28 protein-coding genes are annotated in these 25,864 nt (G+C 61.5%); 19 read left to right on the forward strand and 9 right to left on the reverse strand.

The genetic code is table 11. The annotated features are described in order from the left end of the window. Nucleotides 1–60 precede the first annotated feature (60 nt). Nucleotides 61–1,068, forward strand: a complete 1,008-nt coding sequence (locus tag C9411_RS03615) for an NAD(P)H-quinone oxidoreductase (protein ID WP_107226426.1) — start codon at nt 61–63, stop codon at nt 1,066–1,068. Nucleotides 1,069–1,112: 44 nt separating this feature from the next. Here the strand turns inward: C9411_RS03615 and C9411_RS03620 are convergent, their stop codons facing one another. After that, entirely contained in the window at nt 1,113–2,165 is a 1,053-nt protein-coding gene (locus C9411_RS03620; protein WP_107226427.1) for an SDR family oxidoreductase, read from the reverse strand. Between the two features lie 110 nt (nt 2,166–2,275). Between C9411_RS03620 and C9411_RS03625 the strand changes: the two genes are divergently transcribed. After that, nucleotides 2,276–3,208, forward strand: a complete 933-nt coding sequence (locus C9411_RS03625) for a LysR family transcriptional regulator (protein WP_107226428.1) — start codon at nt 2,276–2,278, stop codon at nt 3,206–3,208. A 3-nt stretch (nt 3,209–3,211) separates the two neighbouring features. Here the strand turns inward: C9411_RS03625 and C9411_RS03630 are convergent, their stop codons facing one another. The 3 genes from C9411_RS03630 to C9411_RS03640 all read right to left on the reverse strand — a co-directional run bounded on the left by C9411_RS03630 (nt 3,212) and on the right by C9411_RS03640 (nt 4,157). After that, nucleotides 3,212–3,601, reverse strand: a complete 390-nt coding sequence (locus C9411_RS03630) for a YidB family protein (RefSeq protein ID WP_107226429.1) — start codon at nt 3,599–3,601, stop codon at nt 3,212–3,214. Nucleotides 3,602–3,696: 95 nt separating this feature from the next. After that, nucleotides 3,697–3,945: a GlsB/YeaQ/YmgE family stress response membrane protein gene (locus C9411_RS03635; RefSeq protein ID WP_063990386.1), complete on the reverse strand. Its 249-nt coding sequence runs from the start codon at nt 3,943–3,945 to the stop codon at nt 3,697–3,699. 14 nt (nt 3,946–3,959) lie between these two features. After that, on the reverse strand, nt 3,960–4,157 hold the full coding sequence (locus tag C9411_RS03640) for a hypothetical protein (RefSeq protein WP_063990387.1): 198 nt from the start codon (nt 4,155–4,157) through the stop codon (nt 3,960–3,962). A 628-nt stretch (nt 4,158–4,785) separates the two neighbouring features. Between C9411_RS03640 and C9411_RS03645 the strand changes: the two genes are divergently transcribed. Together C9411_RS03645 and yjdN are read left to right on the forward strand one after the other, a co-directional pair. After that, the gene (locus C9411_RS03645) at nt 4,786–5,706 is read left to right on the forward strand and encodes a Kdo(2)-lipid IV(A) acyltransferase (RefSeq protein ID WP_107226430.1); all 921 of its coding nucleotides are present in this window, start codon (nt 4,786–4,788) and stop codon (nt 5,704–5,706) included. Nucleotides 5,707–5,882: 176 nt separating this feature from the next. Further along, nucleotides 5,883–6,302 carry a VOC family metalloprotein YjdN gene (yjdN, locus tag C9411_RS03650; RefSeq protein WP_063990389.1) on the forward strand — a complete coding sequence of 140 codons (420 nt, stop codon included), beginning with the start codon at nt 5,883–5,885 and terminating at the stop codon, nt 6,300–6,302. A gap of 15 nt (nt 6,303–6,317) precedes the next feature. Here yjdN and C9411_RS03655 read toward each other — a convergent pair whose 3' ends face one another. Then, entirely contained in the window at nt 6,318–6,512 is a 195-nt protein-coding gene (locus C9411_RS03655; RefSeq protein ID WP_063990390.1) for a hypothetical protein, read from the reverse strand. 160 nt (nt 6,513–6,672) lie between these two features. Between C9411_RS03655 and C9411_RS03660 the strand changes: the two genes are divergently transcribed. Both C9411_RS03660 and C9411_RS03665 read left to right on the forward strand, forming a co-directional pair. Further along, nucleotides 6,673–8,226: a sensor domain-containing diguanylate cyclase gene (locus tag C9411_RS03660; protein WP_063990391.1), complete on the forward strand. Its 1,554-nt coding sequence runs from the start codon at nt 6,673–6,675 to the stop codon at nt 8,224–8,226. 481 nt (nt 8,227–8,707) lie between these two features. Next, nucleotides 8,708–9,601, forward strand: coding sequence for a Kdo hydroxylase family protein (locus tag C9411_RS03665; RefSeq protein ID WP_107226431.1), 894 nt, complete (start codon nt 8,708–8,710; stop codon nt 9,599–9,601). Nucleotides 9,602–9,647: 46 nt separating this feature from the next. Here the strand turns inward: C9411_RS03665 and paaZ are convergent, their stop codons facing one another. Then, the gene (paaZ, locus tag C9411_RS03670; RefSeq protein ID WP_107226432.1) at nt 9,648–11,714 is read right to left on the reverse strand and encodes a phenylacetic acid degradation bifunctional protein PaaZ; all 2,067 of its coding nucleotides are present in this window, start codon (nt 11,712–11,714) and stop codon (nt 9,648–9,650) included. Between the two features lie 317 nt (nt 11,715–12,031). Here paaZ and paaA point away from each other — a divergent pair, with 317 nt between their 5' ends. From paaA to paaY, 13 genes are all read left to right on the forward strand, one after another. After that, nucleotides 12,032–12,970, forward strand: coding sequence for a 1,2-phenylacetyl-CoA epoxidase subunit PaaA (paaA, locus tag C9411_RS03675; RefSeq protein WP_199200107.1), 939 nt, complete (start codon nt 12,032–12,034; stop codon nt 12,968–12,970). 21 nt (nt 12,971–12,991) lie between these two features. After that, nucleotides 12,992–13,279 (forward strand): 1,2-phenylacetyl-CoA epoxidase subunit PaaB, encoded by a 288-nt coding sequence (paaB, locus tag C9411_RS03680; protein ID WP_004935173.1) that lies wholly within the window; start codon nt 12,992–12,994, stop codon nt 13,277–13,279. Nucleotides 13,280–13,287: 8 nt separating this feature from the next. Continuing rightward, complete coding sequence (paaC, locus tag C9411_RS03685; RefSeq protein WP_107226434.1) at nt 13,288–14,046, forward strand: 1,2-phenylacetyl-CoA epoxidase subunit PaaC; 759 nt, start codon at nt 13,288–13,290, stop codon at nt 14,044–14,046. Nucleotides 14,047–14,055: 9 nt separating this feature from the next. After that, on the forward strand, nt 14,056–14,553 hold the full coding sequence (gene paaD, locus C9411_RS03690) for a 1,2-phenylacetyl-CoA epoxidase subunit PaaD (protein WP_033653577.1): 498 nt from the start codon (nt 14,056–14,058) through the stop codon (nt 14,551–14,553). A 13-nt stretch (nt 14,554–14,566) separates the two neighbouring features. Then, a complete protein-coding gene (gene paaE, locus C9411_RS03695) occupies nt 14,567–15,625 on the forward strand; it encodes a 1,2-phenylacetyl-CoA epoxidase subunit PaaE (protein WP_107226435.1) in 1,059 nt (352 codons plus the stop codon). 8 nt (nt 15,626–15,633) lie between these two features. Then, nucleotides 15,634–16,407: a 2,3-dehydroadipyl-CoA hydratase PaaF gene (gene paaF / locus C9411_RS03700; RefSeq protein WP_063990397.1), complete on the forward strand. Its 774-nt coding sequence runs from the start codon at nt 15,634–15,636 to the stop codon at nt 16,405–16,407. A gap of 3 nt (nt 16,408–16,410) precedes the next feature. Further along, nucleotides 16,411–17,202, forward strand: coding sequence for a 2-(1,2-epoxy-1,2-dihydrophenyl)acetyl-CoA isomerase PaaG (gene paaG / locus C9411_RS03705; protein ID WP_063990398.1), 792 nt, complete (start codon nt 16,411–16,413; stop codon nt 17,200–17,202). Nucleotides 17,203–17,204: 2 nt separating this feature from the next. Beyond that, nucleotides 17,205–18,734 carry a 3-hydroxyacyl-CoA dehydrogenase gene (locus C9411_RS03710; RefSeq protein ID WP_107226436.1) on the forward strand — a complete coding sequence of 510 codons (1,530 nt, stop codon included), beginning with the start codon at nt 17,205–17,207 and terminating at the stop codon, nt 18,732–18,734. Beyond that, nucleotides 18,731–19,171, forward strand: coding sequence for a hydroxyphenylacetyl-CoA thioesterase PaaI (paaI, locus tag C9411_RS03715; RefSeq protein ID WP_107226437.1), 441 nt, complete (start codon nt 18,731–18,733; stop codon nt 19,169–19,171). Before C9411_RS03710 ends, paaI begins: the two co-directional genes overlap by 4 nt. Further along, complete coding sequence (gene pcaF / locus C9411_RS03720; protein ID WP_107226438.1) at nt 19,168–20,373, forward strand: 3-oxoadipyl-CoA thiolase; 1,206 nt, start codon at nt 19,168–19,170, stop codon at nt 20,371–20,373. Before paaI ends, pcaF begins: the two co-directional genes overlap by 4 nt. Nucleotides 20,374–20,388: 15 nt before the next feature. Next, complete coding sequence (paaK, locus tag C9411_RS03725; protein ID WP_038872175.1) at nt 20,389–21,696, forward strand: phenylacetate--CoA ligase PaaK; 1,308 nt, start codon at nt 20,389–20,391, stop codon at nt 21,694–21,696. 78 nt (nt 21,697–21,774) lie between these two features. Next, nucleotides 21,775–22,713: a phenylacetic acid degradation operon negative regulatory protein PaaX gene (paaX, locus tag C9411_RS03730; protein WP_107226439.1), complete on the forward strand. Its 939-nt coding sequence runs from the start codon at nt 21,775–21,777 to the stop codon at nt 22,711–22,713. Between the two features lie 12 nt (nt 22,714–22,725). Next, on the forward strand, nt 22,726–23,322 hold the full coding sequence (paaY, locus tag C9411_RS03735; protein ID WP_060420568.1) for a phenylacetic acid degradation protein PaaY: 597 nt from the start codon (nt 22,726–22,728) through the stop codon (nt 23,320–23,322). Between the two features lie 59 nt (nt 23,323–23,381). Here the strand turns inward: paaY and C9411_RS03740 are convergent, their stop codons facing one another. The 3 genes from C9411_RS03740 to C9411_RS03750 form a co-directional block, all read right to left on the reverse strand. Then, entirely contained in the window at nt 23,382–23,792 is a 411-nt protein-coding gene (locus C9411_RS03740; protein WP_146158851.1) for a putative T6SS immunity periplasmic lipoprotein, read from the reverse strand. Nucleotides 23,793–23,794: 2 nt separating this feature from the next. Further along, entirely contained in the window at nt 23,795–24,340 is a 546-nt protein-coding gene (locus C9411_RS03745) for a hypothetical protein (RefSeq protein ID WP_063990403.1), read from the reverse strand. A gap of 120 nt (nt 24,341–24,460) precedes the next feature. Further along, entirely contained in the window at nt 24,461–25,858 is a 1,398-nt protein-coding gene (locus C9411_RS03750; protein ID WP_107226440.1) for an amino acid permease, read from the reverse strand. Nucleotides 25,859–25,864: the final 6 nt, after the last annotated feature.

A 25,864-nucleotide genomic window follows, 5' to 3' on the forward strand; every position in this document is an offset into this window, starting at 1 on the left:
CAGACTTTATTGCGGACGTTTTGCCCGATCGCCACGTCCGCCACGATGAGGAGAGTAACCATGTCAACAAATGCAGCGCTGCCCGGTACGATGAAAGCGATTGAAATCAGCCAGCCGGGCGCCCCCGAAGTTCTGGTCGTTACCGAACGTCCGGTACCCGTACCACAGGCAGGCGAACTGCTGGTGAAAATCGCCGCCGCCGGCGTTAACCGCCCCGACGTGCTGCAGCGCCAGGGAAACTATGCGCCGCCGCCCGGCGCCTCGGATATCCCCGGCCTGGAAATCGCCGGCGAAGTGGTGGCTATCGGTGAAGGGGTGACCCACTTCGCGCCCGGCGATCGGGTTTGTGCCCTCATCGCCGGCGGTGGTTATGCGCAATACTGCACTGTGCATGAAAGCAATGCACTGCCGGTACCGGCAGGTCTGAGCCTGACCGAAGCCGCCGCGCTGCCGGAAACCTTCTTTACCGTCTGGGTCAACGTGTTCCAGCGCGGTCACCTCAAGGCCGGCGAGACCGTGTTGATCCATGGCGGCACCTCCGGTATCGGCACGGTCGCCACCATGCTGGCGAAGGCCTTCTGCGCCCAGGTGATCACCACCGTCGGATCCGAAGAGAAACGTCAGGCCAGCCTGGCGCTGGGCGCCGACGTGGCGATTAACTACCGCAGCGAAGACTTTGTCGCACGCACCAAAGACGCCACCAACGGCAAAGGTGCCGACGTGATCGTCGACCTGATCGCCGGCGATTATGTAGCCAAAAACTATCAGGCTGCGGCGATGGAAGGCCGCATCGTGCAAATCGGCACGCAAAACGGCGTGGTGAAAGAGCTCAATCTGATGCCGCTGCTGTTGAAACGCCTGACCCATACCGGTTCGACGCTACGTTCGCGCAGCGTGGCGGACAAAGCGCAGATTGCCGCCGAGCTGCGCGAGAAGGTTTGGCCGCTGCTGGAACGCGGCGTGCTGAAACCGCAAATTTTTAAAACCTTCCCGCTTGAGCAGGCCGCCGCCGCGCATACGCTGATGGAGTCCAGCGAGCACATCGGCAAGATCATGCTGACGTTCTGAGGCCATTCCCCGCGGTCTGCGCTGCGGGGAAACCGATGCCACGCTCAGGGGATGATGCCGCGACGGCGGAACTCATCGAACAGCGAGAAAAGCATGGCTTCGGTTTCGACGAACTGATGGAAACCGAAGCGCCGCGCCTTGCTGCCGTCCGCGAACATGTCATAGTCCCAGGAAAAGACGAAATCGGCGAAACGCCAGCCGGCCACCGCGCGATAGTCCGGCTCGGCCAATTGGTGCCGTTGCACCAGCTCCCGCCACAGCGGCGCTTTGTCCGCCATCATGCTCTCCAGCGGCATCGGCAGCGGCGGTGCACATTCCAGCCCAAAGTAAGCGGCGATTTTCGGCCACATCTCGCTCCAGCGAAACAGATCGCCGTTATTGATATTAAACGCCTGATTGGCCGCCGCCGGTTCGGTCGCCGCCCACAGCGTGGCATGCGCCAACAGCCCGGCGTCGGTCATTTCCAGCAGGCTGTGATAAGCGCCCGGCTTGCCGGGGAAACGCAACGGCAGCCCAAGCGCTTTACTGATCGATGCATAAACCGCGATACTTAACGCCAGGTTCATCGGATTGCCAAGGGAGAAGCCTCCCACCACGCTCGGGCGAATGGCGCTCCAACGCCAACGTTTGCCGGCCTGCCGCTGCGCCAGATACTGCTGCTGCGCCACGTTAAACTCCGGTGGCATATGCCCGGCGTCGCTTTCGCGCGCCGGCGTTTTAAACGGCCCCAAATGTGCGCCATACACCTTATAGCCCTGCATCAAACTGATGTGCTCCAACGCCGGTGCGGTCGGCTCCAGCCCCTCGACGACGTGCTGCAACATCTGCAGATTCGGCGCCACCAGCCCCGCCCAGTCCGGCGCATCCTGATAGGCGGCATAGAAAACGTGACTCACCGCGCTCAGCGGCCGCAGCGCGTCGCGCGTCGCCGCCGCATCCAGCAGATCAACCTGAAGGTGGCGCACTCCCGGTGCCGGTTCCCCACCCCGACGCGAGACGCCCACCACTTGCCAGCCCTGGCCGGTCAGCTCCTCAATCAATCGGCGCCCAATCACGCCATTGGCGCCGATCACCAATGCCTGTCGCTTTGTATTCATCTTGCCACTCCTCAGGTTGTCGATGCCCTGAGTGTTATTGATTAGTGATACTTGCGGTAGAAGAGGCTTTCCACTAACACTTATAAGAAAAATCTATAGGCAAGATCGACATGGATAAGCTGAACGCAATGAAAACCTTTATGCGGGTGGCGGAACTGGGCAGCCTGTCGGCCGCCGCTCGCGATCTGCGTTTGACGCAGCCGGCGGTCAGTCAGCAAATCGCCGGCCTGGAGCAGCAACTGGGGGCCCAACTGCTGTTTCGCAGCACACGGGCGGTCACCCTGACCGATGCCGGCAGCGGTTATTATCAGCGCCTCAAACCGATTCTGGCGGCGGTCGACGAAGCGGAAGATGCACTGCACGGCCAGCACCACCAGTTGCAGGGCAATCTGCGCATTCACGCACCGACCGGGTTCGGCCAACGGCACGTCACACCGCTAGCCATCGCTTTCCAGCAACGTCATCCGATCCTCGTCATCGAGCTGCTGCTGGACGATCGGCGCGCCGACGTGATCGGCGAAGGCATCGACGTGGCGCTGCGCTTCGGTGAACTGCATGCGCCCGGCATGGTGGCGAAACGTTTGGGCGAGCTGCAACGCCTGCTGGTGGCGTCTCCGGCCTATCTGGCCAAGCATGGCGCGCCACGTTCGCCGGCAGAGCTGGCTAAACATGCGCACATTCGTTACAGCGGTTTGAACGACGGCGATACGCTTACCCTGTTCGGCCCGCATGGCCCCGAGGTGGTGGCGCTGCGGCCCACGTTCCGCGCCAACAATACGCTATCGCTGCTGGCCGCCATTGAGGCTGGGGCCGGTATCGGCGGCGCTCAACGGCCTTTAATCGCCGAGCAACTGGCGTCGGGGGCGCTGGTGCCCGTCTTGCCGGAATACCGCTACCCGCCCATGGCGCTGCACGCGGTCTATCCCGCCTTACGATTTATTCCGGAGAAAGTGCGCGCCTGGGTGGCGCATCTGCAGCAGGCGTTGACGGCGATCGAGGGAATTAGCGGAGTGAATGCCCCCGGCCAGACGCCGGGAGCATGAACGTTATTTGAACAGCTTGCCGACCATGTCGCCCAGTTCGTTGCTGTCTTGCTGCACTTCACCGTTTGGCGAGGCGGCATCCGCGACCGATGGCAAGAACTGTGCAATGGTGCTGGACGCCTGCGCAGGATCGATGCCCAGTTTTTCAGCCAGTTGATTGATCGCGTCGCTACCCAACGCCTGCTGCACATGATCACCGGTAATCGGCTGATTTTCGCCATTGCCGAGCCAGGAACCAACGATATCACCGAACTGCCCCTGACGGAATTTATCCAAAATGGCCTGCAAGCCGCCTTGTTGCTCGACCCACTGCATAATGGCGATGTAGTCGATGCCTTTACCATTGGCGCCGCCGCCCAGAATGTTACCCAATACGCTATCGAACAGACCCATGATATTCCCCTTTCAGCAGGTACGGTCTGTGCCGCACCGCCGGATTGATTTCACGAAAAAGGGCCGCCGCGGCGACCCTGTTGAGCAACGGCTGCTTAGCCTTTGATCTTCCTGTAGACAAAAAGCACCACCAGGGCACCGATTACCGCCACCACAAAGCTGCCCAGGTTAAAACCGTCAACGCGGCCCATACCGAAGAAGGTGCTGATATAGCCGCCGACGACGGCGCCCACGATCCCCAATATAGCGGTCACAATAAAGCCGCCGCCGTCTTTGCCCGGCATAATCCACTTGGCCAAGATACCGGCGATTAAACCAAAAATGATCCAGGAAATGATGCCCATCTTTACTCTCCCTATTACCTTTTGCCTAACAGAAATCCTATTACCAGGCCCACGACGGCACCGGCGCCTATCCCCGCCCAAGGGTGATCCTTGAGGCAGGCACATGATTGCTCGAGCGCTGCTTTTACACCGCTGCTCACTTCGCAGGCGGTGGTTTTCACATAGTCGCTCGGTTGCTCAACACCGTTTAGATCGTCATTTTCATATGACATGTCAAATCCTTACAGACCAACCCTCTGAGAATCTCGTCACATGTTTCGCGCCAGGCGTCGTCCGCTCCGCGATCTTGCTCTGGGCAACCTGCCCGCTGCCGCTCAATGCGGAGGCGTCCGGCGGCAAACGCACAACTTCACACTATGACTATAGTAAAAAATCAGCGGTTTACCCATTTCCGTCCGTCTGAATTTCACCGTGCAAAAAATGATCTGATTTCATCGCAGTGTCATCTCACAAGGCTAAACTTTAAACATATCCTCCTGGAGGAAACGCCGATGTTCAATGCACCTTTTGTCTTGATTCTCGCGCTACTGTACGCACTGGCCGCCGTTTGGGACGGTTCCGCCGCGTTACTGTTTCATTAAGGTTACATAGCAGTTGTCACTTTTGCGATGTGCTTAATTGTGTCTTTATTTTTCAATTTCGCCAGCCGGTTGAAATAGCGGGAAATACCCTCCCTTTCCTCGGTAAAAATCCTATCTCACTCCGTTTTTCGCCTGCGCTTAAATAAAGTGTAAGAAAAGCATTAATGGAAAATCCTATTTAGCACAAAATGCTCTATCATTCGCCTTATAACAACGTGGGTTAAGGTCCCATTGGGAAAGAAAAGGAATCACAGGAAAAATGTTTTCTAACCAACGCTTTGAGCGCGAATTCTTGCGCCCTCGTTATTGGTTGCTCTGGATAGGGCTGGGAATACTCTATCTCTTGGTATTACTGCCCTACCCGCTCATTTATCGACTCGGACACGGCCTTGGCAGAATAGCCATGCGCCTGATGAAACGCCGGGTAAAAATAGCGCGCCGCAATTTAGCACTCTGCTTCCCCGCAATGCCCGCCGCCGAGCGCGAGGCGCTGATCGTCAAAAATTTTGAGTCCGTCGGCATGGGCCTGTTCGAAGTCGGCATGGCTTGGTTCTGGCCCGACTGGCGCATCGCCCGCTGGTTCAAAGTGAGCGGCATGGAAAACATGCGGCTGGCGCGCCAGGACGGCAAAGGCGTTCTGCTGATCGGTCTGCATTTCCTGACGCTGGAACTGGGCGCGCGCATTTTCGGCATGCAAAACCCCGGCATCGGCGTGCATCGCCCGCACAACAACAGGCTGATGGAGTGGGTACAGACCCGCGGCCGGCTGCGCTCGAATAAATTCATGATCGATCGTAAAGATATCAAAGGCATGATCCGCAACCTGAAACAGGGCGAAATCCTGTGGTACGCGCCGGATCACGATTATGGGCCGCAAAGCAGCGTGTTCGCACCGTTCTTCGCGGTGGAAAACGCTGCCACGACCACCGGTACCGTTATCCTGGCGCGCCTGGGGCGGCCGTCGATCGTGCCTTTCGTGCCGCGCCGCCTGCCAAATGCGCAGGGCTATGAGCTGATCGTGCAGCCGCCGCTGACGGACTTCCCGCTGGATGATGAAACGCGCGCGGCGGCCAAGATGAACCGCGTGGTGGAAGAACAGGTGCTGCTGGCCCCCGACCAATATATGTGGCTGCACCGCCGCTTTAAAACCCGCCCACCCGGCGAACCTTCGCTGTATTAACCGCCTTCGCGCCTTCGCCCGTCACGCCGCCGGCGAAGGCGCTCGCCTCGCACAAGCATTCTGCGTCAGGGGAACTACACTAATAAGTCACCGACGGCAATTATTGCCGCCAGCAACCATTTCTTCCTGCCCGAGGGCCGGTCGTTGCCTGTCGGGCCACAACCGAGGTCAATGTCATGCTGGTACAACCCTATCTGTTTTTCAGCGGTAACTGTGAGCAAGCGATTAACTTCTACGTACAGCAGTTGAATGCCAAAATTGAAATGGTCATGCGTTATAAAGACATGCCCGAAGAGGCCCGGCAAGGCGGGCCGCAGGACGCCAATCCGGAAGCGATCATGCATGCGCGCCTGCTGATCGGCGACGGCGTACTAATGGCCTCCGACGGCTGTCCGCAAGATGACAGCGGCGGCGCTTCTCACAAAGGTTTCTCGCTGTCGCTGAACCCCAGCGATGCGGAACAAGGACGCAGACTGTTCGACAATCTGGCGCAGGGCGGCCAGGTAACGATGCCGTACCAAGCTACCTTCTGGGCCAAAGGCTTTGGCATGCTGACCGACAAATTCGGCGTCAACTGGATGATCAACGTGGAATAACCCGTCATGGCGCCGCTAGCCATAGCGGTGCCAGTCATACGCCGCCTTGGCGAACAGCAGGAACAGCAGCGCCAACAACGCCAATCCCAACCGCCAATAGGGCGACCGGCGCCGCCGCCAGGCGAAGTACATCATCACCGCCAGCGTTCCCAGCGTAAGGGGGTAATACACCGCCAGCGTCAGTAAAGCGATAATGATGTAATCCGACATGGCTCTTTCACTCCAACGTGTTCACACCGCCGCTGATGCGGGTTGCGATCGACCTTTCGCCCTATCGCCTCGTTAAAGGCTAGAGGTCTAACGCATTTGTGCATAAAATATAAGATTGCTCTTAACTCAAATTGAATAGTAATCAAACAACAAGGGTGACATGACTCAGCAGCAACCCATACAGGATGCCGTGCCGGCGCGCAGCGTTAAAAGCTCCCCATTATTATTTCAGGCCGGCGTGTTTGTCATCATCGTTGCCGCCACGCTGATCCTCTTTAACAGCTGGCAAATCTGGAACGCGCACCAGCGCGATCTGCGCAGCGCCGAACATGAATCCGCCAACCTCGCCCGCTCGCTGGCGCAGCATGCCGACGATACTTTCTTGCAGGTGGACGGCAACCTGCTCGATCTGACCGAACGTCTCCAAACCGACGGGTTGGGCCCATCGCAGCTGACGCGGCTGCAGCGCGTCATGCAGACGCAGGTCGGCAACCTGCCGCAGTTGCACGGGCTGTTTCTCTACGATGCGCGCGGCCGCTGGCTGGCGACCTCCTCGGGCAAATTCATCAAGAACGCCAACAACGCCGATCGCGATTACTTCAAATACCATCAAAACCGCGACGGCGGCGGCCTGTACATCGGCAAGGTGATCCGCAGCCGCACCACCGGCGATCTGATCATTCCCGTTTCGCGGCGTTTCAACAATCCGGACGGCAGCTTTGGCGGCGTGGTGCTGGCGACGCTGTACGTCGATTATTTCCGCCAGTTTTACGACAGCTTCGCCCTCAACACCGACGCCTCCCTGAATCTGCTGCTGGCGGACGGCACCATCCTTTACCGCCGCCCTTACTCGGCGGCGTCGATCGGTAAAAACATCGCCAAGGGCGTGCTGTTCAGCGAAATTTTGCCGCATTCGGAATTCGGTAACGCCACCATCACCTCGCTGTACGACAAAGTAGAGCGTATCTACGGCTATTCGCGGGTCAACCGCTTTCCGTTGGTGATCGCCGCCGGGTTGTCGAAACGCGACGCGCTGGCGGACTGGCGCACCGACGCCGGTCTGTTCGCCGCCGGCGGCCTCTCTCTGCTGATGATCCTGTTGGCGATGGGCATGGTGCTGCTGCGGCAAATCAAGCACAGCATGCAAACCGAAGCCGAGCTGATGCGCACCCGCGATCAGCTGACCAGCATCAACCAGATGCTCGAAGAGCTGGCGCTGCTGGACGGCCTGACCGGGCTGGCCAACCGCCGCCAGTTTGATATCGCGCTGAAGAACGAGCTGGCGCGGGCTTCGCGCAACTACCGCAGCGTGGCGCTGCTGATGCTGGATATCGACTATTTCAAACAGTACAACGACAGCTATGGCCACGTCGCCGGTGACCAGTGCCTGCAGCAGATCGGCCAAACGCTCAAAGGGTTGGCATGCCGAAGCAACGACGTTCTGGCGCGTTACGGCGGCGAAGAGATGGGGATTATCCTGCCGGATACCGACGTTCAGGGCGCGCTGATTTTCGCCGAACGGGTCATCCAGGCGGTGCGCGATCTGAAAATTCCGCATCAGGGCAACCCGCACGGCATCGTCACTATCAGCATCGGCATCTGCGCCAAAGTGCCGCATATGTATAACGATACGCCGATCAGCTTTATCAATGAGGCGGACAGTGCGTTATATCAGGCCAAGAAAAAAGGCAAAAACTGCATTTACGGCGCTTAATCATTACTCGGGTCACCAAAATTTGGCGGCCCGATTTATTCTACCGACAAAATGAAATAATTCCCCTCCGCAACATTATTTCCCCGGTTTACCCTGCACGTTGAATAGAATAACGCCAATAAATAAGCAGAATATTTATTTTCATTATAATTCAATAAGATAAAAACTCGCCATTCCGCAGACAATTCGTGCCATTTTTGATTATTCGTGCCCACGCACAGCCCCGTTTAGCCCTCGTTTACTTTTCATTGGTATTGCCGGTGATACCCTTATTGGGACTATTCTCTATATCAGGAAGCCATCGCACGCTTCGGCGCACTGCGCCCTGCTGATACATCCATAATAGAACCCACAAATTTCACGTTGCAATTGGGCGGCCTGTTGACGCCGCTCCAGCCAGCCACTGCGCAAGCCAGTGCAGCCAATCACGCGGCAACCTGAAAGGCGGGAATAAAGCGATATAGATTTGCGAGGAGATCTCATGCCTACTGGCGATATTATACGTGAACAAGCCGTCCTGACGCTGCCGTTACGACAATGGGCGGCGCAAGAAGCATCCAGCGCGGTCAGCGAACTGGAACAGGGCAAGGTGCTGTTTCTGCCCGAACTGGCCTTCACCCTGTCTGAACAGGAAATGCCGCTGCTGGATCCGACGTTGGCCGATCCGAAGCGCAAAAACATTAGCTATCAACCGCTGTCCGGCAAGCTGAGCGGCGTCGCCGTCGCGGAACGCCGCCAGCAGGTTCAGCAACTGCTGGAGCGCTATTACCAATCCTGCCGCCAGCTGATCGCCGGGCTGTTGCCTGAGTATCAGGAGGGGCTGCACCACCCGACCGGCAGCCTGCGCTTGCATCCGGTCTCCGCCTGGCGGGCGACCAGTTCCTGGCGCAAAGACGATAGCCGGCTGCACGTCGACGCTTTCCCGTCGCGCCCGAACTACGGTGAACGCATTCTGCGCATTTTCACCAACATCAATCCGCACGGCGAGCATCGCCAATGGCGGGTCGGCGAGCCGTTCCCTGAGCTGGCAACACGCTTTATGCCGCGCCTCGCACGCTACTCCGCCTTCAGCAGCTGGTTGCAGCATCAGGTGCGCATCACCAAAACCCGCCGCAGCCATTATGACCACCTGATGCTGCAGTTGCATGACGCCATGAAGGCCGACGGCGATTATCAGCAACAGGGGCCGCAGCTGGCGCTGGCGTTCCCGCCGGGCAGCAGTTGGATTTGCTTCTCGGACCAAACGCCGCACGCCGCGATGGGCGGCCAGTTTATGCTGGAACAGACTTTCCTGCTGCCGGTCAATAAAATGCAGGATCCGCAGCGTTCACCGCTGAAAGTGCTGGAACAGCTGCGCGGCCAGCCGTTGATCTGACTGATTCGCCGCCGCCGGGGGTGCCGGCGGCGGCGGCCAACGCGCATCACGCCTCGAAGTCCCCCTGTTGGCGCGCCACCAGCGTCAGAATGCTGTACAGCGCCACCGGCTGCTGTTCCTGATTCAACACCTGCACATCCCACACCACCACGCCGTGCGGGCGATCTTCGGCGGTTTTCTGCGGCTTGCGGATTTTCTTTTTACAGGTCAATCGCACCTGAATGGTGTCGCCGATCTTCACCGGTTCGATAAAGCGCAGATTCTCCATGCCGTAGTTGGCGATCACCGGCCCGACGGCGGCGTCGACAAACAGCCCGGCCGCAGCGGACACCACAAAGTAACCGTGCGCCACCCGCTCGCCGAACAGCGAGTCGGCGGCGCCGATCTTGTCCATGTGCGCGTAAAAATGGTCGCCGCTCAGGCAGGCGAAGTTGACGATATCCGCTTCGGTCACGGTGCGGCGCGCGGTCAACAGGCTGTCGCCCAGCTGCAGCTGCTCGAAGTATTTCCGGAACGGATGCACCGGATGCTCGGCGACCGGCGCGCCGCGCACCCATTCGCCGCCGATGGCCGCCAGCATCGCCGGGCTGCCCTGGATCGCCGTGCGCTGCATATAGTGTTTCACCGCGCGCAGCCCGCCCAGCTCTTCACCGCCGCCGGCGCGCCCCGGGCCGCCGTGCACCAGCATCGGCAGCGGCGAACCGTGGCCGGTGGACTCCGCCGCCGCCTGCTCATCTAAAATCAACATGCGGCCGTGGGCGCAGGCCGCCGCGCGAATGAAGCGCGTGGCCAATGCCGGATCGGCGGTCACCAGCGATCCCGCCAGGCTGCCCTGCCCCAGCAACGCCAACGCGATCGCCTGCTCGGTATCCGCATACGGCATCAGGGTCGCCACCGGGCCGAAGGCCTCGGTGCCGTGCACCGCCTGATGGGTCAACGGATCGGCGCAATACAGCAGGGTCGGCGGATAAAACGCCCCGCCGCGCGCGCCGTCGCCCAGCACGTCCAGCTTATCCAGCGCCGCGCCACAGAGCGGTTCGCAGCCGTTGCGCAGCAGGAACTCCACCTTGCTTTGCACATCTTCACGCTGCTCGTGGCTGACCAATGCCCCCATGTGCACCTGCTCCAGCTGCGGGTCGCCCACCGTCACCCCCGCCAGACGCTGCAACAGGGCCTGACGCACCGCCGCCACCTGCGCCGCCGGCACGATGATGCGGCGGATCGCGGTGCATTTCTGCCCTGCCTTGGCGGTCATTTCACGGCACACTTCTTTGATAAACAGCGCAAACTCGGGCATTTCCGGCGTCACGTCTTCCGCCAGCACGCAGCAGTTGAGCGAATCCGCCTCCATGGTGAACGCGACCGATTTTTCCAACAGACGCGGGTGTGCCCGCAGTCGCTGTCCGGTCTGCGCCGAGCCGGTAAAGGTCACCGCATCCTGGTAATCCAGGTGCGCAAACATGTCGCCGACACCGCCGCAAACCAGCTGCAGCGCCCCTTCCGGCACCAGCCCGCTGTCGACGATCAGCCTGACCATCGCCTGCGTCAGCTGCGCGGTGGCGGTGGCCGGCTTGATAATGGCCGGCATGCCCGCCAGCCAGGTCGGCGCCAGTTTTTCCAGCATGCCCCAGCAGGGGAAGTTGAAGGCGTTGATGTGCAGCGCCACGCCGGGGCGCGAGGTCAGCACGTGACGGGCGGCGAACTGCGCCTGTTTCGACAATGGGATCAACTCGTCTTCCGGCCACAGGGTATCGTCCGGCAGATCGCGGCCGGCCATGCCGGCATAGGCGAACAGCGTGGCGATGCCGCCCTCGATATCGACCCAGCCGTCGCTGCGCGTCGCGCCGGTTTGATAGGAAATCTGATACAGCGCCTCTTTATGCGCCAGCAGGTGTTTCGCCACCGCTTTCAGCATCTGGGCGCGCTGCTGGAATGTCATGTGCGCCAGCGCCGGCCCGCCGTGGCTGCGCGCATAGCTCAGGCTCGCCGCCAACGGCAGGCCGTCGGAGCAGACCTGGTACAGCGCTTCGCCGGTCACGGCGTGGCGGATCTGGCGCCCCTCTCCCTGCCCGTACACCCAGGCCCCAGAAAGATAACTGTGTAACTGCTGCATGTGCCCTCCGGAATTCATAAATTTTCACCTTATAGCTTAATTACGTATCACATAAACGCCAGCCCACGCCAAACCAAATTTTAACAAAAAGAAAACAAAAGGCGTTTTCAGAGCGTTTCATCTGTCATAAACCAGGCACCAATCACTTTATTTATCAAATAAAATCAAAATTATAACAAAACACCCTGTGAGTCACCTCGCAAAACCACATGAATTACGTTTGATCTTTTTGTTATCAGTTTGTAGCCTTATGGTTAGTTAAAGTGATTCACATTTTTACCATTTATGCGAAAAATACGAATCATCAAGAGGAAAGTATGATAACTGAAGCACAGTATCAGCAGCATTTCGACGACAAGATCGCGGCGGATATCGCCATTGAGGCCAAAGACTGGATGCCGGACGCCTACCGTCAGAATCTGATTCGGCAGATCGGCCAACACGCCCACTCGGAAGTCATCGGCATGCTGCCGGAAGCCAACTGGCTGACGCGCGCCCCCACGCTGCGCCGCAAGGCGGTGCTGCTGGCCAAAGTGCAGGACGAAGCCGGCCACGGTCTGTATCTCTACAGCGCCGCCGAGACCCTCGGCTGTTCGCGCCAGGACATCTACCAAAAGATGCTCGACGGCAAGATGAAGTACTCCTCTATCTTCAATTACCCCACGCTCAACTGGGCGGATATCGGCGTGATCGGCTGGCTGGTCGACGGCGCCGCCATCGTCAACCAGGTGGCGCTGTGCCGCGCGTCCTACGGCCCCTATGCGCGGGGGATGGTGAAGATTTGCAAAGAGGAAAGTTTCCACCAGCGCCAGGGCTACGAGGCGGTCATGGCGATGGCCAACGGCAGCGACACGCAGCGCGCCATGCTGCAGGACGCCATCGATCGCTTCTGGTGGCCGGTGCTGATGATGTTCGGCCCGAGCGACGCCGACTCCCCCCACAGCGCCCAAAGCATGGCGTGGAAGATCAAACGCCACAGCAACGATGAGCTGCGGCAGAAGTTCGTCGACAACACCGTGCCGCAGCTTGAAGCGCTGGGCATGACGGCGCCGGATCCTGATCTGCACTGGGACGCCGCTGCGGGCCACTATCGTTTCGGCGAAATCGACTGGAGCGAGCTGCATGAGGTGATCAAAGGGCGCGGCCAATGCAACCACGAACGCCTGCAGGCCAAACGCCGCGCCTGGGAAGACGGCGCCTGGGTGCGCGACGGCGCCATGGCCCACGCCGCGAAAAACGCCTCCTCCGCCGCATAGCCAACATAAGGAACCGAGATCATGAGCCACGTTGAATGGCCGCTGTATGAAGTGTTTATCCGCAGCAAACAAGGGCTGGCGCATCGCCACGTCGGCAGCCTGCACGCTGCCGACGATCAAATGGCGCTGGAAAATGCCCGCGACGCCTATACGCGCCGCAACGAAGGCTGCTCGATCTGGGTGGTACAGTCGCGCCACCTGATCGCCTCGCAGCCGGAAGATCGCGGCGCGTTCTTCGATCCGTCCGAAGACAAGATCTACCGTCATCCGACGTTTTACACCATTCCCGACGGCATCAAGAACATGTAGAGGCGACCATGACGGTTAACGATCCGCGCATCAGCTATTTGCTCCGCCAGGGCGACACGCCTTTGATCCTCGCCCAGCGCCTGTGCGCCTGGTGCGGCCACGCGCCCGAGCTGGAAATCGATCTGGCGTTGGCCAACATCGGGCTCGATCTGCTCGGCCAGGCGCGCAACTTTCTGGGTTACGCCGCCGAACTGGCCGGCCCGCCCTGCAGCGAAGACAGCCTGGCCTTCGGCCGCGACGAGCGCCAGTTTCATAACCTGCTGTTGGCGGAGCAGCCGAACGGCGGTTTCAACGACACGCTGGTGCGTCAGTTCCTGCTCGATGCCTACCATGTACAGCTGCACCAGGCGCTGAGCCGCAGCCGCGATGCGCAGATCGCCGCCATCGCCGCCAAGTCATTGAAGGAGGCCGATTATCACCTGCGCTTCAGCCACGGTTGGATGATCCGCCTGGGCGACGGCAACGACGTCAGCCACCGCAAGATCCAGCAATCGCTGGATAACCTGTGGCGCTTCACCGCCGAGCTGTTCCACGCCGACGCGCTGGAGCTGGAACTGGCGCAACAAGGCATCGCCGTCGATCCGCGCGAACTGCAGGCCCCCTGGCAAGCGCAGGTGGAAGAGACGCTGCGCCAGGCGATGCTGGCGCTGCCTGCCGAACAGGCGTTCCGGCACGGCGGCAAGCAAGGCCGGCACAGCGAACACCTCGGCCCGCTGCTGGCGGAAATGCAGTTCCTGCAGCGCGCCTATCCAAACGGTCAATGGTAGGAGGCCGCGATGAACGTCACCCGTTTGCAACCCGCCGAAATCCCGCAGATTTGGCACTGCCTGCAGCAGATCAGCGATCCCGAACTGCCGGTGCTGTCGATCACTGATTTGGGCATGGTGCGCGACGTGGCGCGCGACGGCGCGGGCTGGCGCGTGACCTTCACCCCGACATACTCCGGCTGCCCGGCCACCGAATTTCTGCTCAACGCCATCGAACAGCGGCTGGCGGCCGCCGGCTTCAGCCCGGTGCAGGTGGACATTCGCCTCAGCCCGGCCTGGACCACCGACTGGATGAACGCCGACGCCCGCGAGCGGCTGCGGCAATACGGCGTAGCGCCACCGCAGGGGCACACCTGCGATCGGCCGCACGCCCACGGCCCGGTAGCCTGCCCGCGCTGCGGCAGCACCCACAGCGAGAAGATCAGCGAGTTCGGCTCCACCGCCTGTAAAGCGCTGTACCGCTGCTGCGACTGCCGGGAACCGTTCGATTATTTCAAATGCATATAGGAGCGCTGACACCATGACGGTCTTTCATCGCCTGAACGTCGCCGCCATCGAGCGCGAAACGCCGGACGCCGTAGCCATTACCCTGCGGGTGCCCGAAGAGCTGCAAAACCAATACCGCTATACCCCCGGCCAGCACCTGACGCTCAAGGCGTTGGTCAACGGCGAAGAGCTGCGGCGTTGCTACTCCATCTGCAGTTCGCCGCAGGAAGGCCTGCTGCAGATCGGCGTGAAGGCGATTGACCAGGGGCGCTTCTCCGGCTTCGTCAACCGCATGCTGAAGGTCGGCGACGCGCTGGAGGTGATGGTGCCTCAGGGGCGCTTCGGCTACCAGCCGCAGGCAGAGCGCCACGGCAACTACCTGGCGATCGCCGCCGGCTCCGGCATCACGCCGATGCTGTCGATCATCAAGGCGACGCTGCTGCTCGAACCGGGCAGCAGCTTCACCCTGATCTACGGCAACCGCAACAGCCGTTCGATGATGTTCAAAGAGGCGCTGTCGGATCTGAAAAACCGCTACCCGCAACGTTTTCAGCCGCTGTATCTGTTCAGCCAGGAAAGTCTCGACAGCCCGTTGCTCAGCGGCCGCATCGACCGTGAATGCCTGACGGCGATCGGCGGCGCGCTGCTGGATTTCCGCGACTATGACCACGCCTTTATCTGCGGGCCGGAATCGATGATGGACGACGCGCAAACCGTACTGGAACAGGCCGGCGTCCCGGCCGACCACATCCACAGCGAACGCTTCAACACCAGCGGCCTGGTCGCCCGCCCGCGAAGCAGCGGCGATCGCAACGCCACCCGGGTGGCGATCCTGCTTGACGGCCGCCGGTTGGATATCGAGGTCGGCGAACAGGACGACAGCATTCTCGACGCCGCGCTGCGCCAGGGAGCCGACCTGCCCTACGCCTGCAAAGGCGGCGTATGCGCCACCTGCAAATGCCGTCTGAAGGCCGGCCAGGTGGAGATGAGCGTCAACTACAGCCTGGAGCCGGATCAGTTGGCGGCGGGCTACGTATTGAGCTGCCAGTCGTGGCCGAAAAGCGACGGCGTGGTATTGGACTTCGACGTCTAGGAGCCGTGATGGACACCCCCTTTATTTTGCATCAGCAGCAGCACCGCGTGGTCACGCTGACGCTGCATCGCCCGGAGGCGCGTAACGCCCTGAGCACGCCGTGCCTGGAACAGCTGGTTGCCCGGCTGGAGCAGGCCGACGCCGACAGCGGCGTGGGCGCCGTGGTGATCGCCGGCGCGGCGCGCTTCTTCGCCGCCGGTGCCGATCTGCGCGAACTGCAACAGCAGGATCTGGCGGCCGCGCTGGCGGATCGCCGTCCGCAGCTGTGGCAGCGTCTGGCGCAGTTCAGCAAGCCGCTGCTGGCGGCGGTGAACGGTTATGCCCTGGGCGCCGGCTGCGAGCTGGCGCTGGCCTGCGACATCGTCATCGGCGGAGAAAGCGCCCGCTTCGGCCTGCCGGAGATCACCCTCGGCCTGATGCCGGGCGCCGGAGGCACCCAGCGCCTGATCCGCTGCGTCGGCAAGTCGCGTGCCAGCCAGATGGTGCTGACCGGTGAGCCCATCGATGCCCGCACCGCGCTGCAGGCCGGCCTGATCAGCGAAGTGTGCGTCGATGCCCTGACGCTGGAACGCACACAGCAGATGGCCGATCGCATCAGCCGTCAAGCGCCGTTGGCGCTGCGCGCCGCCAAACAGGCGCTGAAACAGGCCGAGGAAACCGGCCTTAGCCAGGGGCTGGCGATGGAGCGTCAGCAGTTCGTCACCCTGGCCGCCACCGACGATCGCCGCGAAGGCATCGCCGCCTTTTTCGAAAAACGTACGCCAAACTATCAGGGGCGCTGATTTATGGATAACGCATTGATTCTCAGCCATCTCGACGCCGGCGTGTTGACGCTGACCCTCAACCGGCCGGATCGGCTCAACAGCTTTAACGATGAGATGCATCGCCAGCTGAGCGAAGCGCTGACGCAAGCCGAGCGCGACGACAGCGTACGCTGCCTGCTGATCGCCGGTGCCGGGCGCGGTTTCTGCGCCGGGCAGGATCTCAACGATCGCAACGTCAGCGCCGATCAGCAGGCGCCGGATCTCGGCCTGTCGGTCGAACGTTTTTACAACCCCCTGATCCGTCGCCTGACCGCCCTGCCGAAGCCGGTGGTATGCGCAGTCAACGGCGTGGCGGCCGGCGCCGGCGCCGCGCTGGCCCTGGCGTGCGATATCGTCATCGCCGCCGACAATGCCAGCTTCATTCAGTCGTTCTGCCGTCTGGGGCTGGTGCCTGACTCCGGCGGCAGCTGGTTCCTGCCGCGGCTGGCCGGCCACGCCCGCGCGATGGGCATGGCCTTACTGGGTGACAAAATCAGCGCCCAACAGGCGCTGGCGTGGGGCATGATCTGGCAGGTGGTACCGGCGGATGAATTGGCCGACCGCACGCAAACGCTGGCACGCCATCTGGCCACCCAGCCGACCTACGGCCTGGGGCTGATCAAGAAAGCCCTCTACAGCTCGGCCACCAACAGCCTCGATCAGCAGCTCGATCTGGAGCGCGATCTGCAACGCCTGGGCGGCCGCAGCGACGACTATCGCGAAGGCGTCAGCGCGTTCTTTGCCAAACGCACGCCAAACTTCAGCGGGAAATAGCCATGAACGCGCCCCTTCTTAACGGCCAGGTGGCGGTGATCGGCGCCGGGACCATGGGCATCGGCATCGCCCAGGTGGCCGCCGCCGCCGGCCACCCGGTGCGGCTGTTCGACATCGCGCCCGCCGCCGCCCAGCGCGCGATCGACGATCTCGCTCGCCGCCTGCGCCAGCGGGTTAACGGCGGCAAGGCCGACGCCGCGATCACCGAAGCCCTGCTGGCGCGTCTCGAGCGCGCCGACTCGCTCGATCAACTGGCCGACTGCACGCTGGTGATTGAAGCGGTGGCGGAAAATCTGGCGATCAAACAGGGCCTGTTCCGCGATCTGGAGGCGCTCTGCTCGCCCACGGCGCTGTTCGCCAGCAATACCTCCTCGCTGTCGATCACCGCCATCGCCGGGGCACTGCAGCACCCGGCACGCATGGCCGGGCTGCACTTCTTCAACCCGGCGCCGCTGATGAAGCTGGTGGAGATCGTCAGCGGTCTGGAGACCGGCGCCGAGACCCTCGCCGCGCTGCAGGCCCTGGCGCAGCGCTGGGGTAAGCAAAGCGTCGTGTGCCGCTCGACGCCGGGGTTTATCGTCAACCGCGTGGCGCGGCCGTTCTATGCCGAAACCCTGCGCGCGCTGGAGGAACGGGTGGCCGACGCCGCCACGCTGGACGCGGTCTTGCGCGACGCCGGCGGTTTCGCCATGGGCCCGCTGCAGTTGACCGATCTGATCGGCCAGGACGTCAATTACGCCGTGACCGACTCGGTGTATCAGGCCTTCTATCAGGATCCGCGCTTCACTCCCTCACTGGTGCAACAGGAGCTGGTGGCCGCCGGGCGCCTCGGCCGCAAGTCCGGCCGCGGTTTCTACCGCTACGACGCACCGCGATCCGCCACCGAGATCGCCTTTGCGTCACCGGTGCAGGCCGCGCTGCCGCAACACGTTACGCTGCACGGCGACTGGTCTTCGCTGGCCGATTTGGCGGAACTGTTGATCGAAAATGCGGGGGCGATCAAACAACCCGGCCAGACCAGCCCGCACGTCACGATCGACGACGTTACACTGATGTTAACTAATGGTAAAACCGCCGGCCAACTGGCCGACGAACGTGGAACACCCGTGGTGCTGTTCGATCTCTGTGCCGACTATGCGCACGCCCCCGCCATCGCCATCAGCTGCGCGGCGCAAAACGATGCGCAACACAATGCCAAAGCGATTCGCCTGCTGCAGTCCCTCGGCAAGCAGGTCATTCCGTTGCCGGATTACCCCGGCCTGCTGACGATGCGCACCCTGGCCATGCTGGCCAACGAAGCGCTCGACGTGGTGAACAAAGGCGTCGCCAGCGCCGAAGATACCGATCTGGCGATGCTGCGTGGCGTCAACTATCCGCGCGGGCCGCTGGCCTGGGGCGCCGCGCTCGGCTGGCACCACATTCTGACGACGCTGGAAAACCTGCAACGCTATTACGGCGAAGCGCGCTATCGCCCGATGCCGCTGCTGCGCCGCTACGCTTCCCCCGCCTCTTTCCCAGGAGCCGAACGATGAACGCCAATACGCCGCGCGCGCTGGCTCAGCGCTGCGCCGAACAGATGTTTCAGCAAGATACCTGCGCTCAGGCGATGGGGATGCACATCGACGCCGTCGATGCCGGGTACGCTCAGGTCAGCATGACCGTCGGCCCGCAGATGCTCAACGGCCACCAGACCTGCCACGGCGGCCAGCTGTTCAGCCTGGCGGACACCGCCTTCGCCTACGCCTGCAACAGCCAGGGGCTGGCGGCGGTGGCCTCCGGCTGCAGCATCGACTTCGTCCGCCCGGTGCTGGCCGGCGACCGCCTCACCGCCAGCGCGGAGATGCGCCATCAGGGCAAAGCCACCGGGCTGTATGACGTCGAGATCGTTAACCAACTGGGCAAAACCGTCGCCTGGTTCCGCGGCCGCGCGCACCGCCTCGGTCACAGCATTTTAGGAGATCAGGCATGAATCAGGCATTTATCTGCGACGGCGTGCGCACCCCGATCGGCCGCTATGGCGGCGCGCTGGCCCAGGTGCGCGCCGACGACCTCGCCGCCCTGCCGCTGCGCGTGCTGTTGGAACGCCATCCGCAGGTGGATTGGGCGCAGCTGGACGACGTGATCCTCGGCTGCGCCAACCAGGCCGGGGAAGACAACCGCAATCTGGCACGCATGGCGCTGCTGCTGGCCGGCGTGCCGATCGGCGTGTCCGGCACCACGGTGAACCGCCTGTGCGGTTCGGGCCTGGATGCGCTGGCGATGGCGGCGCGCAGCATCAAAGCCGGTGACGCCGGGCTGCTGCTGGCGGGCGGCGCGGAATCGATGACCCGCGCACCGCTGGTGATGGGCAAGGCCGACAGCGCCTTCAGCCGCCAGGCGCAGCTGTACGACACCACCCTCGGCTGGCGCTTCGTCAATCCGCGGATGCAGGCCGAGTTCGGCACCGATTCAATGCCGGAGACCGCCGAAAACGTCGCGGCGCAGTTCAGCATCAGCCGTGCCGATCAGGACGCCTTTGCGCTGCGCAGCCAGCAGCGCGCCGCCCGGGCGCAGGCGCTGGGCCACCTGGCGCAGGAGATAGCCCCGGTCAGCCTCACCGGCAAAAAAGGCGCGGTGACGCTGTTTAGCCAGGATGAACACCCGCGCCCCGACACCACCTTTGATCAGCTGCAGGCGCTGAACACCCCGTTCCGTCAGCCCGGCAGCGTCACCGCCGGCAACGCCTCGGGCCTGAACGACGGTGCGGCGGCCCTGATCGTCGCCTCCGAAGCGATGGCGGCGCGCCAGGGGCTGACGCCGCGCGCGCGCATCGTTGCCACCGCCACCTGCGGCGTGGAGCCGCGGCTGATGGGCATCGGCCCGCTGCCGGCCACCCGCAAGGTGCTGGAGATGGCCGGGCTGAGCCTGGCGCAGATGGACGTTATCGAACTGAACGAAGCGTTCGCCGCCCAGGCGTTGGCGGTGATGCGCCAGCTTGGCCTGCCGGACGATGCCCCGCAGGTCAACCCCAACGGCGGCGCGATCGCCCTGGGGCATCCGCTGGGCATGAGCGGCGCGCGCCTGGCGCTGGCCGCCCTGTTTGAACTGGAACGGCGAGCCGGCCGCTACGCGCTTTGCACCATGTGCATCGGCGTCGGCCAAGGCATCGCCATGATCATTGAGCGTGTCTGACCCCTGAGGCTAACCATGACAATAAATCCACAGCCCCTCGAAACGATCGAATTCGCCTCGCGCGATGAGATTGAAGCGTTGCAGCTGACGCGTCTGAAGTGGACGCTGCACCACGCCTACGACAATGTGCCGATGTACAAGCGCAAATTCGACCAGGCCGGCGTACACCCCGACGATCTCAAACAGCTGAGCGATCTGGCGCGCTTCCCTTACACCACCAAGCAAGATCTGCGCGACAACTACCCGTTCGACACCTTCGCGGTGCCAATGGAACAGGTGGTGCGCATCCACGCCTCCTCGGGCACCACCGGCCGCCCGACCGTGGTGGGTTACACCCAGCGCGACATCGATAACTGGGCCGATATCGTCGCCCGCTGTCTGCGCGCCGGCGGCGCCACCGCCAAAGACAAGGTGCACGTCGCCTACGGCTACGGCCTGTTCACCGGCGGCCTGGGGGCGCACTACGGCGCGGAGCGGCTCGGCGCGACGGTGATCCCGATGTCCGGCGGCCAGACGGAACGCCAGGCGCAGCTGATCCTCGATTTCAAACCCGATATCATCATGGTGACGCCGTCCTATTGCCTGACGCTGATCGACGAGCTGGAGCGCAAGATGGGCGGCGACGCGCGCGGCTGCTCGCTGCGGCTCGGCGTGTTCGGCGCCGAACCCTGGACCGAAGCCCTGCGCCACGAGATCGAAACCCGCATGGGCATCAAGGCGCTGGATATTTACGGCCTGTCGGAAGTGATGGGGCCGGGCGTGGCGATGGAGTGTCTGGAAAGCGGCGGCGGCCCTACCATTTGGGAAGACCACTTTCTGCCGGAGATCATCTGCCCGGAAACCGGCGTCGCCCTGCCGGACGGCGAGCACGGCGAACTGGTGTTCACCACCCTGACCAAAGAGGCGCTGCCGGTGATCCGCTACCGCACCCGCGATCTCACCCGGCTGCTGCCGGGCGACGCGCGCCAGATGCGCCGCATGGGCAAGATCACCGGCCGCTCCGACGACATGCTGATCATCCGCGGCGTCAACGTCTTCCCGTCGCAGGTGGAAGAGCAGATCATGCAGTTCGAGCAGCTGTCGCCGCACTACCAGCTGCAGGTCAGCCGCAGCGGGCACCTGGACACGCTGGCAGTGCGCGTCGAGCTCAAGGAGTCGGCGCTCAGCCTCAGTCACCAGCAGCGTTGCGACATCTGCCACCAGCTGCGCCACCACATCAAATCGATCGTGGGCGTCAGCACCGACGTCAGCATCGCCAACTGCGGCGATATTCCGCGCTCGGAAGGCAAAGCGCAGCGCGTGGTCGATCTGCGGCCGCGCTGAGGCGCACGGCGTCACGGATGACGCCGCCCTGAATTATGGTAATGTTATGGCTCATCGAAGGCTAACCCATGGAAAAATATGGAACATAAACTGGATGAGTTCATTCGCCATGCCGTCGACGCACAGCCGATCAGCGGCACCTCATTGATCATTTCGCTGTACGGCGACGCGCTCAGCCACCGCGGCGGTGAAGTGTGGCTCGGCAGCCTGAGCGCGCTGCTGGAGGCCTTCGGCTTCGGCGATCGCTTCGTGCGCACCTCGGTGTTCCGCCTGCAGAAAGAGGGGTGGCTGGCGGTGGAGAAAATAGGCCGCCGCAGCTTCTACCGCGTGACCGAGCAGGGAATGCGCCAGTTCCGCCATGCCGAATCGAAAATCTATCTGCGCGAGCAGCCCGCCTGGGACGGCAAGTGGGAGCTGTTGCTGCTGGAAACCGCCGAAAAAAACGCGCGCGCGCGGCTGAAAAAAGAGCTGGGCTGGCTCGGGTTCGGGCAAATCGCCAGCAACCTGATGGCCGCCCCCACCCATGCGCAAACCGACGTGACGGCGCTGCTCGGCGAGCTGAACGCCAGCGAGCAGGTGATTTATTTCCGCGCCGATTATCCCTACAACCGCTCCGAGCAAACCCTGCAGAAATTGGTGGCCGACTGCTGGTCGCTAAGCGAAGTGGCGGCCGGCTATCACGAGTTTATCGTCTCCTTCCGGCCGCTGATGGCGCTGCTGCGCGAAGTCGACCCGGCGGCGCTGACGCCGCTGCGCTGTTTCCAGATTAAGCTATTATTGATTCACTTCTTCCGTCGCGTAGTGTTGAAAGATCCGCTGCTGCCGGACGCGCTGCTGCCCACGCAGTGGGAGGGCCAGATCGCCCGCAACCTGTGCATCAATCTTTATCAGCAGGTCGATCGCGCCGCGACGGAATACGTCAGCGCGCTGGCGGAAACCACCATCGGCGCCCTGCCCGCGCCGGCTGCCGGCTACTATCGGCGCTTCGGCGGCCTGCCGCGCGACCCTACATTTTAAGGAACTCACGCTATGCCTGTGTATCAGATTGACGGCCTGACGCCGGTCGTCGACCCCAGCAGTTATGTGCACCCGACGGCGGTGCTGATTGGCGACGTGATCGTCGGTAAACACGTGTACATCGGCCCGAATGCCAGCCTGCGCGGCGATTTTGGCCGCCTGGTGATCTGCGACGGCGCCAACATTCAGGACAACTGCGTGATGCACGGCTTCCCGCAGCAGGACACGGTGGTGGAAGAAGACGGCCATATCGGCCACGGCGCCATCCTGCACGGCTGCCGCATTCGCCGCAATGCGATGGTGGGCATGAACGCGGTGGTGATGGACGGCGCGGAGATCGGCGAGAACACCATCATCGGCGCAATGGCGTTCGTCAAAGCCGCGGCGGTGATCGAAGCCAACAAGCTGGTGGTCGGCAGCCCGGCGCGCGTGCTGCGCGATCTGACCGAACAGGAATTGGCCTGGAAGATCGCCGGCACCCGCGAGTATCAGGATCTGGTACAGCGCTGCAAATCCTCGCTGCACGAAGTGGCGCCGCTGACCGAAATCGAACCGGGCCGCCAACGCCTGAGCTTCGGCGACCACCTGATCCCGAAAAGCCAGCTGTAATCTCAGGAAATGACGCGGGCCTTCCGACCGCTAACTTGATTCAGATAGCCTGAAACAGGCTATCTGATCTGCTCAACTTTCAAGACCCCCGATTCACGGTATAACCGGAATGACGAGCTAAAGTTCCGTCCACCTGATTGACCTTCCCCTTTAAAGAAAGTCTCAGTCAGGAACCCGTAGGTATGTCCTTCCTTGAACGGATAACCGAAATCAGGCACGCACAAGTCTTGTGATAAAAGGAGAGGTTGGCTTTCATTTACATCAAAATATTTTCTAAACGCTTCATTCTCTTTATCCGCTTCTACGATCTGGATCCCATTTAGATACTCATGACTTTTCGCGGGCACCTGCAGGCATACCTTATCATCGACCACACTCACCTTTGCGGCCTGAATATCGAGAATCCTTGACTCACACGCTGACAACATCAGAATGGAACAAAGCGTCGCCAGGTATTTCCTCTTTTCCATTATCATTTCACTCCTTGCAGAAAGCGGAACAGCGTTTTGCGATACCTTGTCGCTAACGTATTTTGATCTGAAACACCTTGATAAGTGACCACCGGCCAAGCCTTACGCCGCTGGATATTCCATTCACGGTAGCCATAGGCCTGCAAAACATAGTAATCAGCAATAATCTGAGCCTGCTGCTCAAGCCCATAGTCCAATAACGCTCTGTCATCCAATCGATAGGTATAATCAGCTGCCCAACTGAACATTCCCCGAGCTCTTACCCACATACCTTTCTGATGCTGCCATACGTGCATCATTTCATGAATAAATAGATGCCTGATATCAACGGTTGATTCAGCGCCAAAATCCGGGGAATACAGCTCTTTTCTGAAAAACAATTCGCCATTAGGCGTCATAGCCGTTCCACGCCTTTGTAAGCCAAAAGGAAGATAGCTAGCGCAATGTATCCACACACGCGGATAAGCTATCTCCCCACCAAAAACCGTTCTTGCTAAAGCAATCTCTTTCAACGTTAGCTGTCTGAGCGATCCTTCTTCCTTTTGCATGCGCTATTCTTTATCCCTGTACGCTAAAACCACAAACCTCATGTTAAAAAACCGCCTTTTCAGACTAACAGTACATTACCCCTCCGTTTTGAGCACGCCATAACCGTATCAGCCTATCGATTACTCCACCTCAGGCGCTTTGAACGGCGACGGCGCAGCCGCACGGCGGCTCTGGAAGTGATAAGCAACCACCAGCAGTAAAGTGAACGGAATACCGAACCACAGCGTCATGCGGAAGAATTCGGTAAACGCCGTCGAGATCATCAACGCCGCCATCAGCCCGGCGCCCAGCAAGGTGGTATAGGGGAATCCCCACATGCGGAACTTCAGGTGGGTCTGCCGATGCCGGCGGCGGAAGAACAGGTGGGTGACGAAAATCATCAGCCAGGTAAAGCAGGCGCCATACACTGAAATAGACATCATGGCGGCGAACGACGTGTCCGGTGCCACCAGGCTCAGCACGATAGACACCACGATGCCGATGCACGACATCGCCAGCGCATTGACCGGAATGCCGCGCCGGCTGACGCGCCCCAACGCTGCAGGTGCCTGCCCGGCGCGCGACAGCGAGAACATCATGCGGGTGGTGATATACAGCTGGCTGTTCATCGCCGACAGCGCCGCCACCAGCACGATAAAGTTGAAAATACCGGCGGCGGCGGGTAGATGGATCACGTTCATCGCCATCAGGAACGGACTCTCGCCGGTGCCGGACTGGCGCCAGGGCACGATGGCCAGCATCAGGGCGATCGACAGCATGTAGAAGATGAACAGCCGCACGATGGTGCCCTTGAACGCCGCCTTCACCGCAATCACCGGATTTTTCGCCTCGCCGGCGGCCACCGCGATCATTTCAATGCTCAGGTAGCTGAAGATAGAAACGATCACCGCGAACCACATGCCCTTGACGCCAAACGGCATAAAACCGCCGGCGGTCAGGTTGCGCAAGCCGTAGGCCGGGTTGCCCGAGAACGCCAGAATGCCGATGCCGATCAGAATGAACGCCACGATCGCCGTCACTTTGACGGTGGACAGCGCGTATTCCACCTGGCCGAACGACTTCACGCCGATCACATTGACGACGATTACCGCCGCCGAGAACAGCAGTACCCACGGCCAGGTCGGGGTCGCCGGGAACCAGAACTGCATGTACATGCCGATGGCGGTAACTTCGGTGCCCACCGCCAGCACCACGCAAGACCAGTAGGAGTAACGCACCAGAAAACCGAACAGCGGGCCGAGATAGAATTCGGCGTAGTCACCGAACGAGCCGGGCGTCGGGTGTTCGGAGGTCATTTCCGCCAGACTGCCCATCAACAGCAGCGCAATAACGCCGCCGATCAGGTAGCTCAGCAATACCGACGGCCCCGCCATCTGAATGGCGTAGGCACTGCCGAGAAACAGCCCGGTGCCGATGGCGCCGCCGATCGCCAGCATCGACATCTGCCCGGCGGTAAGATGCTTGTTCAACCCGCCCTGACGGCGGGCGATATGCTCAAAATCATTCATCTGTGGCATGGCTGT

Origin of the sequence: Serratia sp. Nf2 (genome assembly GCF_003028435.1) — a bacterium.
Taxonomy (GTDB): domain Bacteria; phylum Pseudomonadota; class Gammaproteobacteria; order Enterobacterales; family Enterobacteriaceae; genus Serratia; species Serratia marcescens_L.

Bases quoted from the DNA above. Each gene is read 5' to 3' on its own strand.
- C9411_RS03615 (WP_107226426.1), top strand. From the start codon at position 61: ATGTCAACAAATGCAGCGCTGCCCGGTACGATGAAAGCGATTGAAATC.
- C9411_RS03620 (WP_107226427.1), bottom strand. From the start codon at position 2,165: ATGAATACAAAGCGACAGGCATTGGTGATCGGCGCCAATGGCGTGATT.
- C9411_RS03625 (WP_107226428.1), top strand. From the start codon at position 2,276: ATGGATAAGCTGAACGCAATGAAAACCTTTATGCGGGTGGCGGAACTG.
- C9411_RS03630 (WP_107226429.1), bottom strand. From the start codon at position 3,601: ATGGGTCTGTTCGATAGCGTATTGGGTAACATTCTGGGCGGCGGCGCC.
- C9411_RS03635 (WP_063990386.1), bottom strand. From the start codon at position 3,945: ATGGGCATCATTTCCTGGATCATTTTTGGTTTAATCGCCGGTATCTTG.
- C9411_RS03640 (WP_063990387.1), bottom strand. From the start codon at position 4,157: ATGTCATATGAAAATGACGATCTAAACGGTGTTGAGCAACCGAGCGAC.
- C9411_RS03645 (WP_107226430.1), top strand. From the start codon at position 4,786: ATGTTTTCTAACCAACGCTTTGAGCGCGAATTCTTGCGCCCTCGTTAT.
- yjdN (WP_063990389.1), top strand. From the start codon at position 5,883: ATGCTGGTACAACCCTATCTGTTTTTCAGCGGTAACTGTGAGCAAGCG.
- C9411_RS03655 (WP_063990390.1), bottom strand. From the start codon at position 6,512: ATGTCGGATTACATCATTATCGCTTTACTGACGCTGGCGGTGTATTAC.
- C9411_RS03660 (WP_063990391.1), top strand. From the start codon at position 6,673: ATGACTCAGCAGCAACCCATACAGGATGCCGTGCCGGCGCGCAGCGTT.
- C9411_RS03665 (WP_107226431.1), top strand. From the start codon at position 8,708: ATGCCTACTGGCGATATTATACGTGAACAAGCCGTCCTGACGCTGCCG.
- paaZ (WP_107226432.1), bottom strand. From the start codon at position 11,714: ATGCAGCAGTTACACAGTTATCTTTCTGGGGCCTGGGTGTACGGGCAG.
- paaA (WP_199200107.1), top strand. From the start codon at position 12,032: ATGATAACTGAAGCACAGTATCAGCAGCATTTCGACGACAAGATCGCG.
- paaB (WP_004935173.1), top strand. From the start codon at position 12,992: ATGAGCCACGTTGAATGGCCGCTGTATGAAGTGTTTATCCGCAGCAAA.
- paaC (WP_107226434.1), top strand. From the start codon at position 13,288: ATGACGGTTAACGATCCGCGCATCAGCTATTTGCTCCGCCAGGGCGAC.
- paaD (WP_033653577.1), top strand. From the start codon at position 14,056: ATGAACGTCACCCGTTTGCAACCCGCCGAAATCCCGCAGATTTGGCAC.
- paaE (WP_107226435.1), top strand. From the start codon at position 14,567: ATGACGGTCTTTCATCGCCTGAACGTCGCCGCCATCGAGCGCGAAACG.
- paaF (WP_063990397.1), top strand. From the start codon at position 15,634: ATGGACACCCCCTTTATTTTGCATCAGCAGCAGCACCGCGTGGTCACG.
- paaG (WP_063990398.1), top strand. From the start codon at position 16,411: ATGGATAACGCATTGATTCTCAGCCATCTCGACGCCGGCGTGTTGACG.
- C9411_RS03710 (WP_107226436.1), top strand. From the start codon at position 17,205: ATGAACGCGCCCCTTCTTAACGGCCAGGTGGCGGTGATCGGCGCCGGG.
- paaI (WP_107226437.1), top strand. From the start codon at position 18,731: ATGAACGCCAATACGCCGCGCGCGCTGGCTCAGCGCTGCGCCGAACAG.
- pcaF (WP_107226438.1), top strand. From the start codon at position 19,168: ATGAATCAGGCATTTATCTGCGACGGCGTGCGCACCCCGATCGGCCGC.
- paaK (WP_038872175.1), top strand. From the start codon at position 20,389: ATGACAATAAATCCACAGCCCCTCGAAACGATCGAATTCGCCTCGCGC.
- paaX (WP_107226439.1), top strand. From the start codon at position 21,775: ATGGAACATAAACTGGATGAGTTCATTCGCCATGCCGTCGACGCACAG.
- paaY (WP_060420568.1), top strand. From the start codon at position 22,726: ATGCCTGTGTATCAGATTGACGGCCTGACGCCGGTCGTCGACCCCAGC.
- C9411_RS03740 (WP_146158851.1), bottom strand. From the start codon at position 23,792: ATGGAAAAGAGGAAATACCTGGCGACGCTTTGTTCCATTCTGATGTTG.
- C9411_RS03745 (WP_063990403.1), bottom strand. From the start codon at position 24,340: ATGCAAAAGGAAGAAGGATCGCTCAGACAGCTAACGTTGAAAGAGATT.
- C9411_RS03750 (WP_107226440.1), bottom strand. From the start codon at position 25,858: ATGCCACAGATGAATGATTTTGAGCATATCGCCCGCCGTCAGGGCGGG.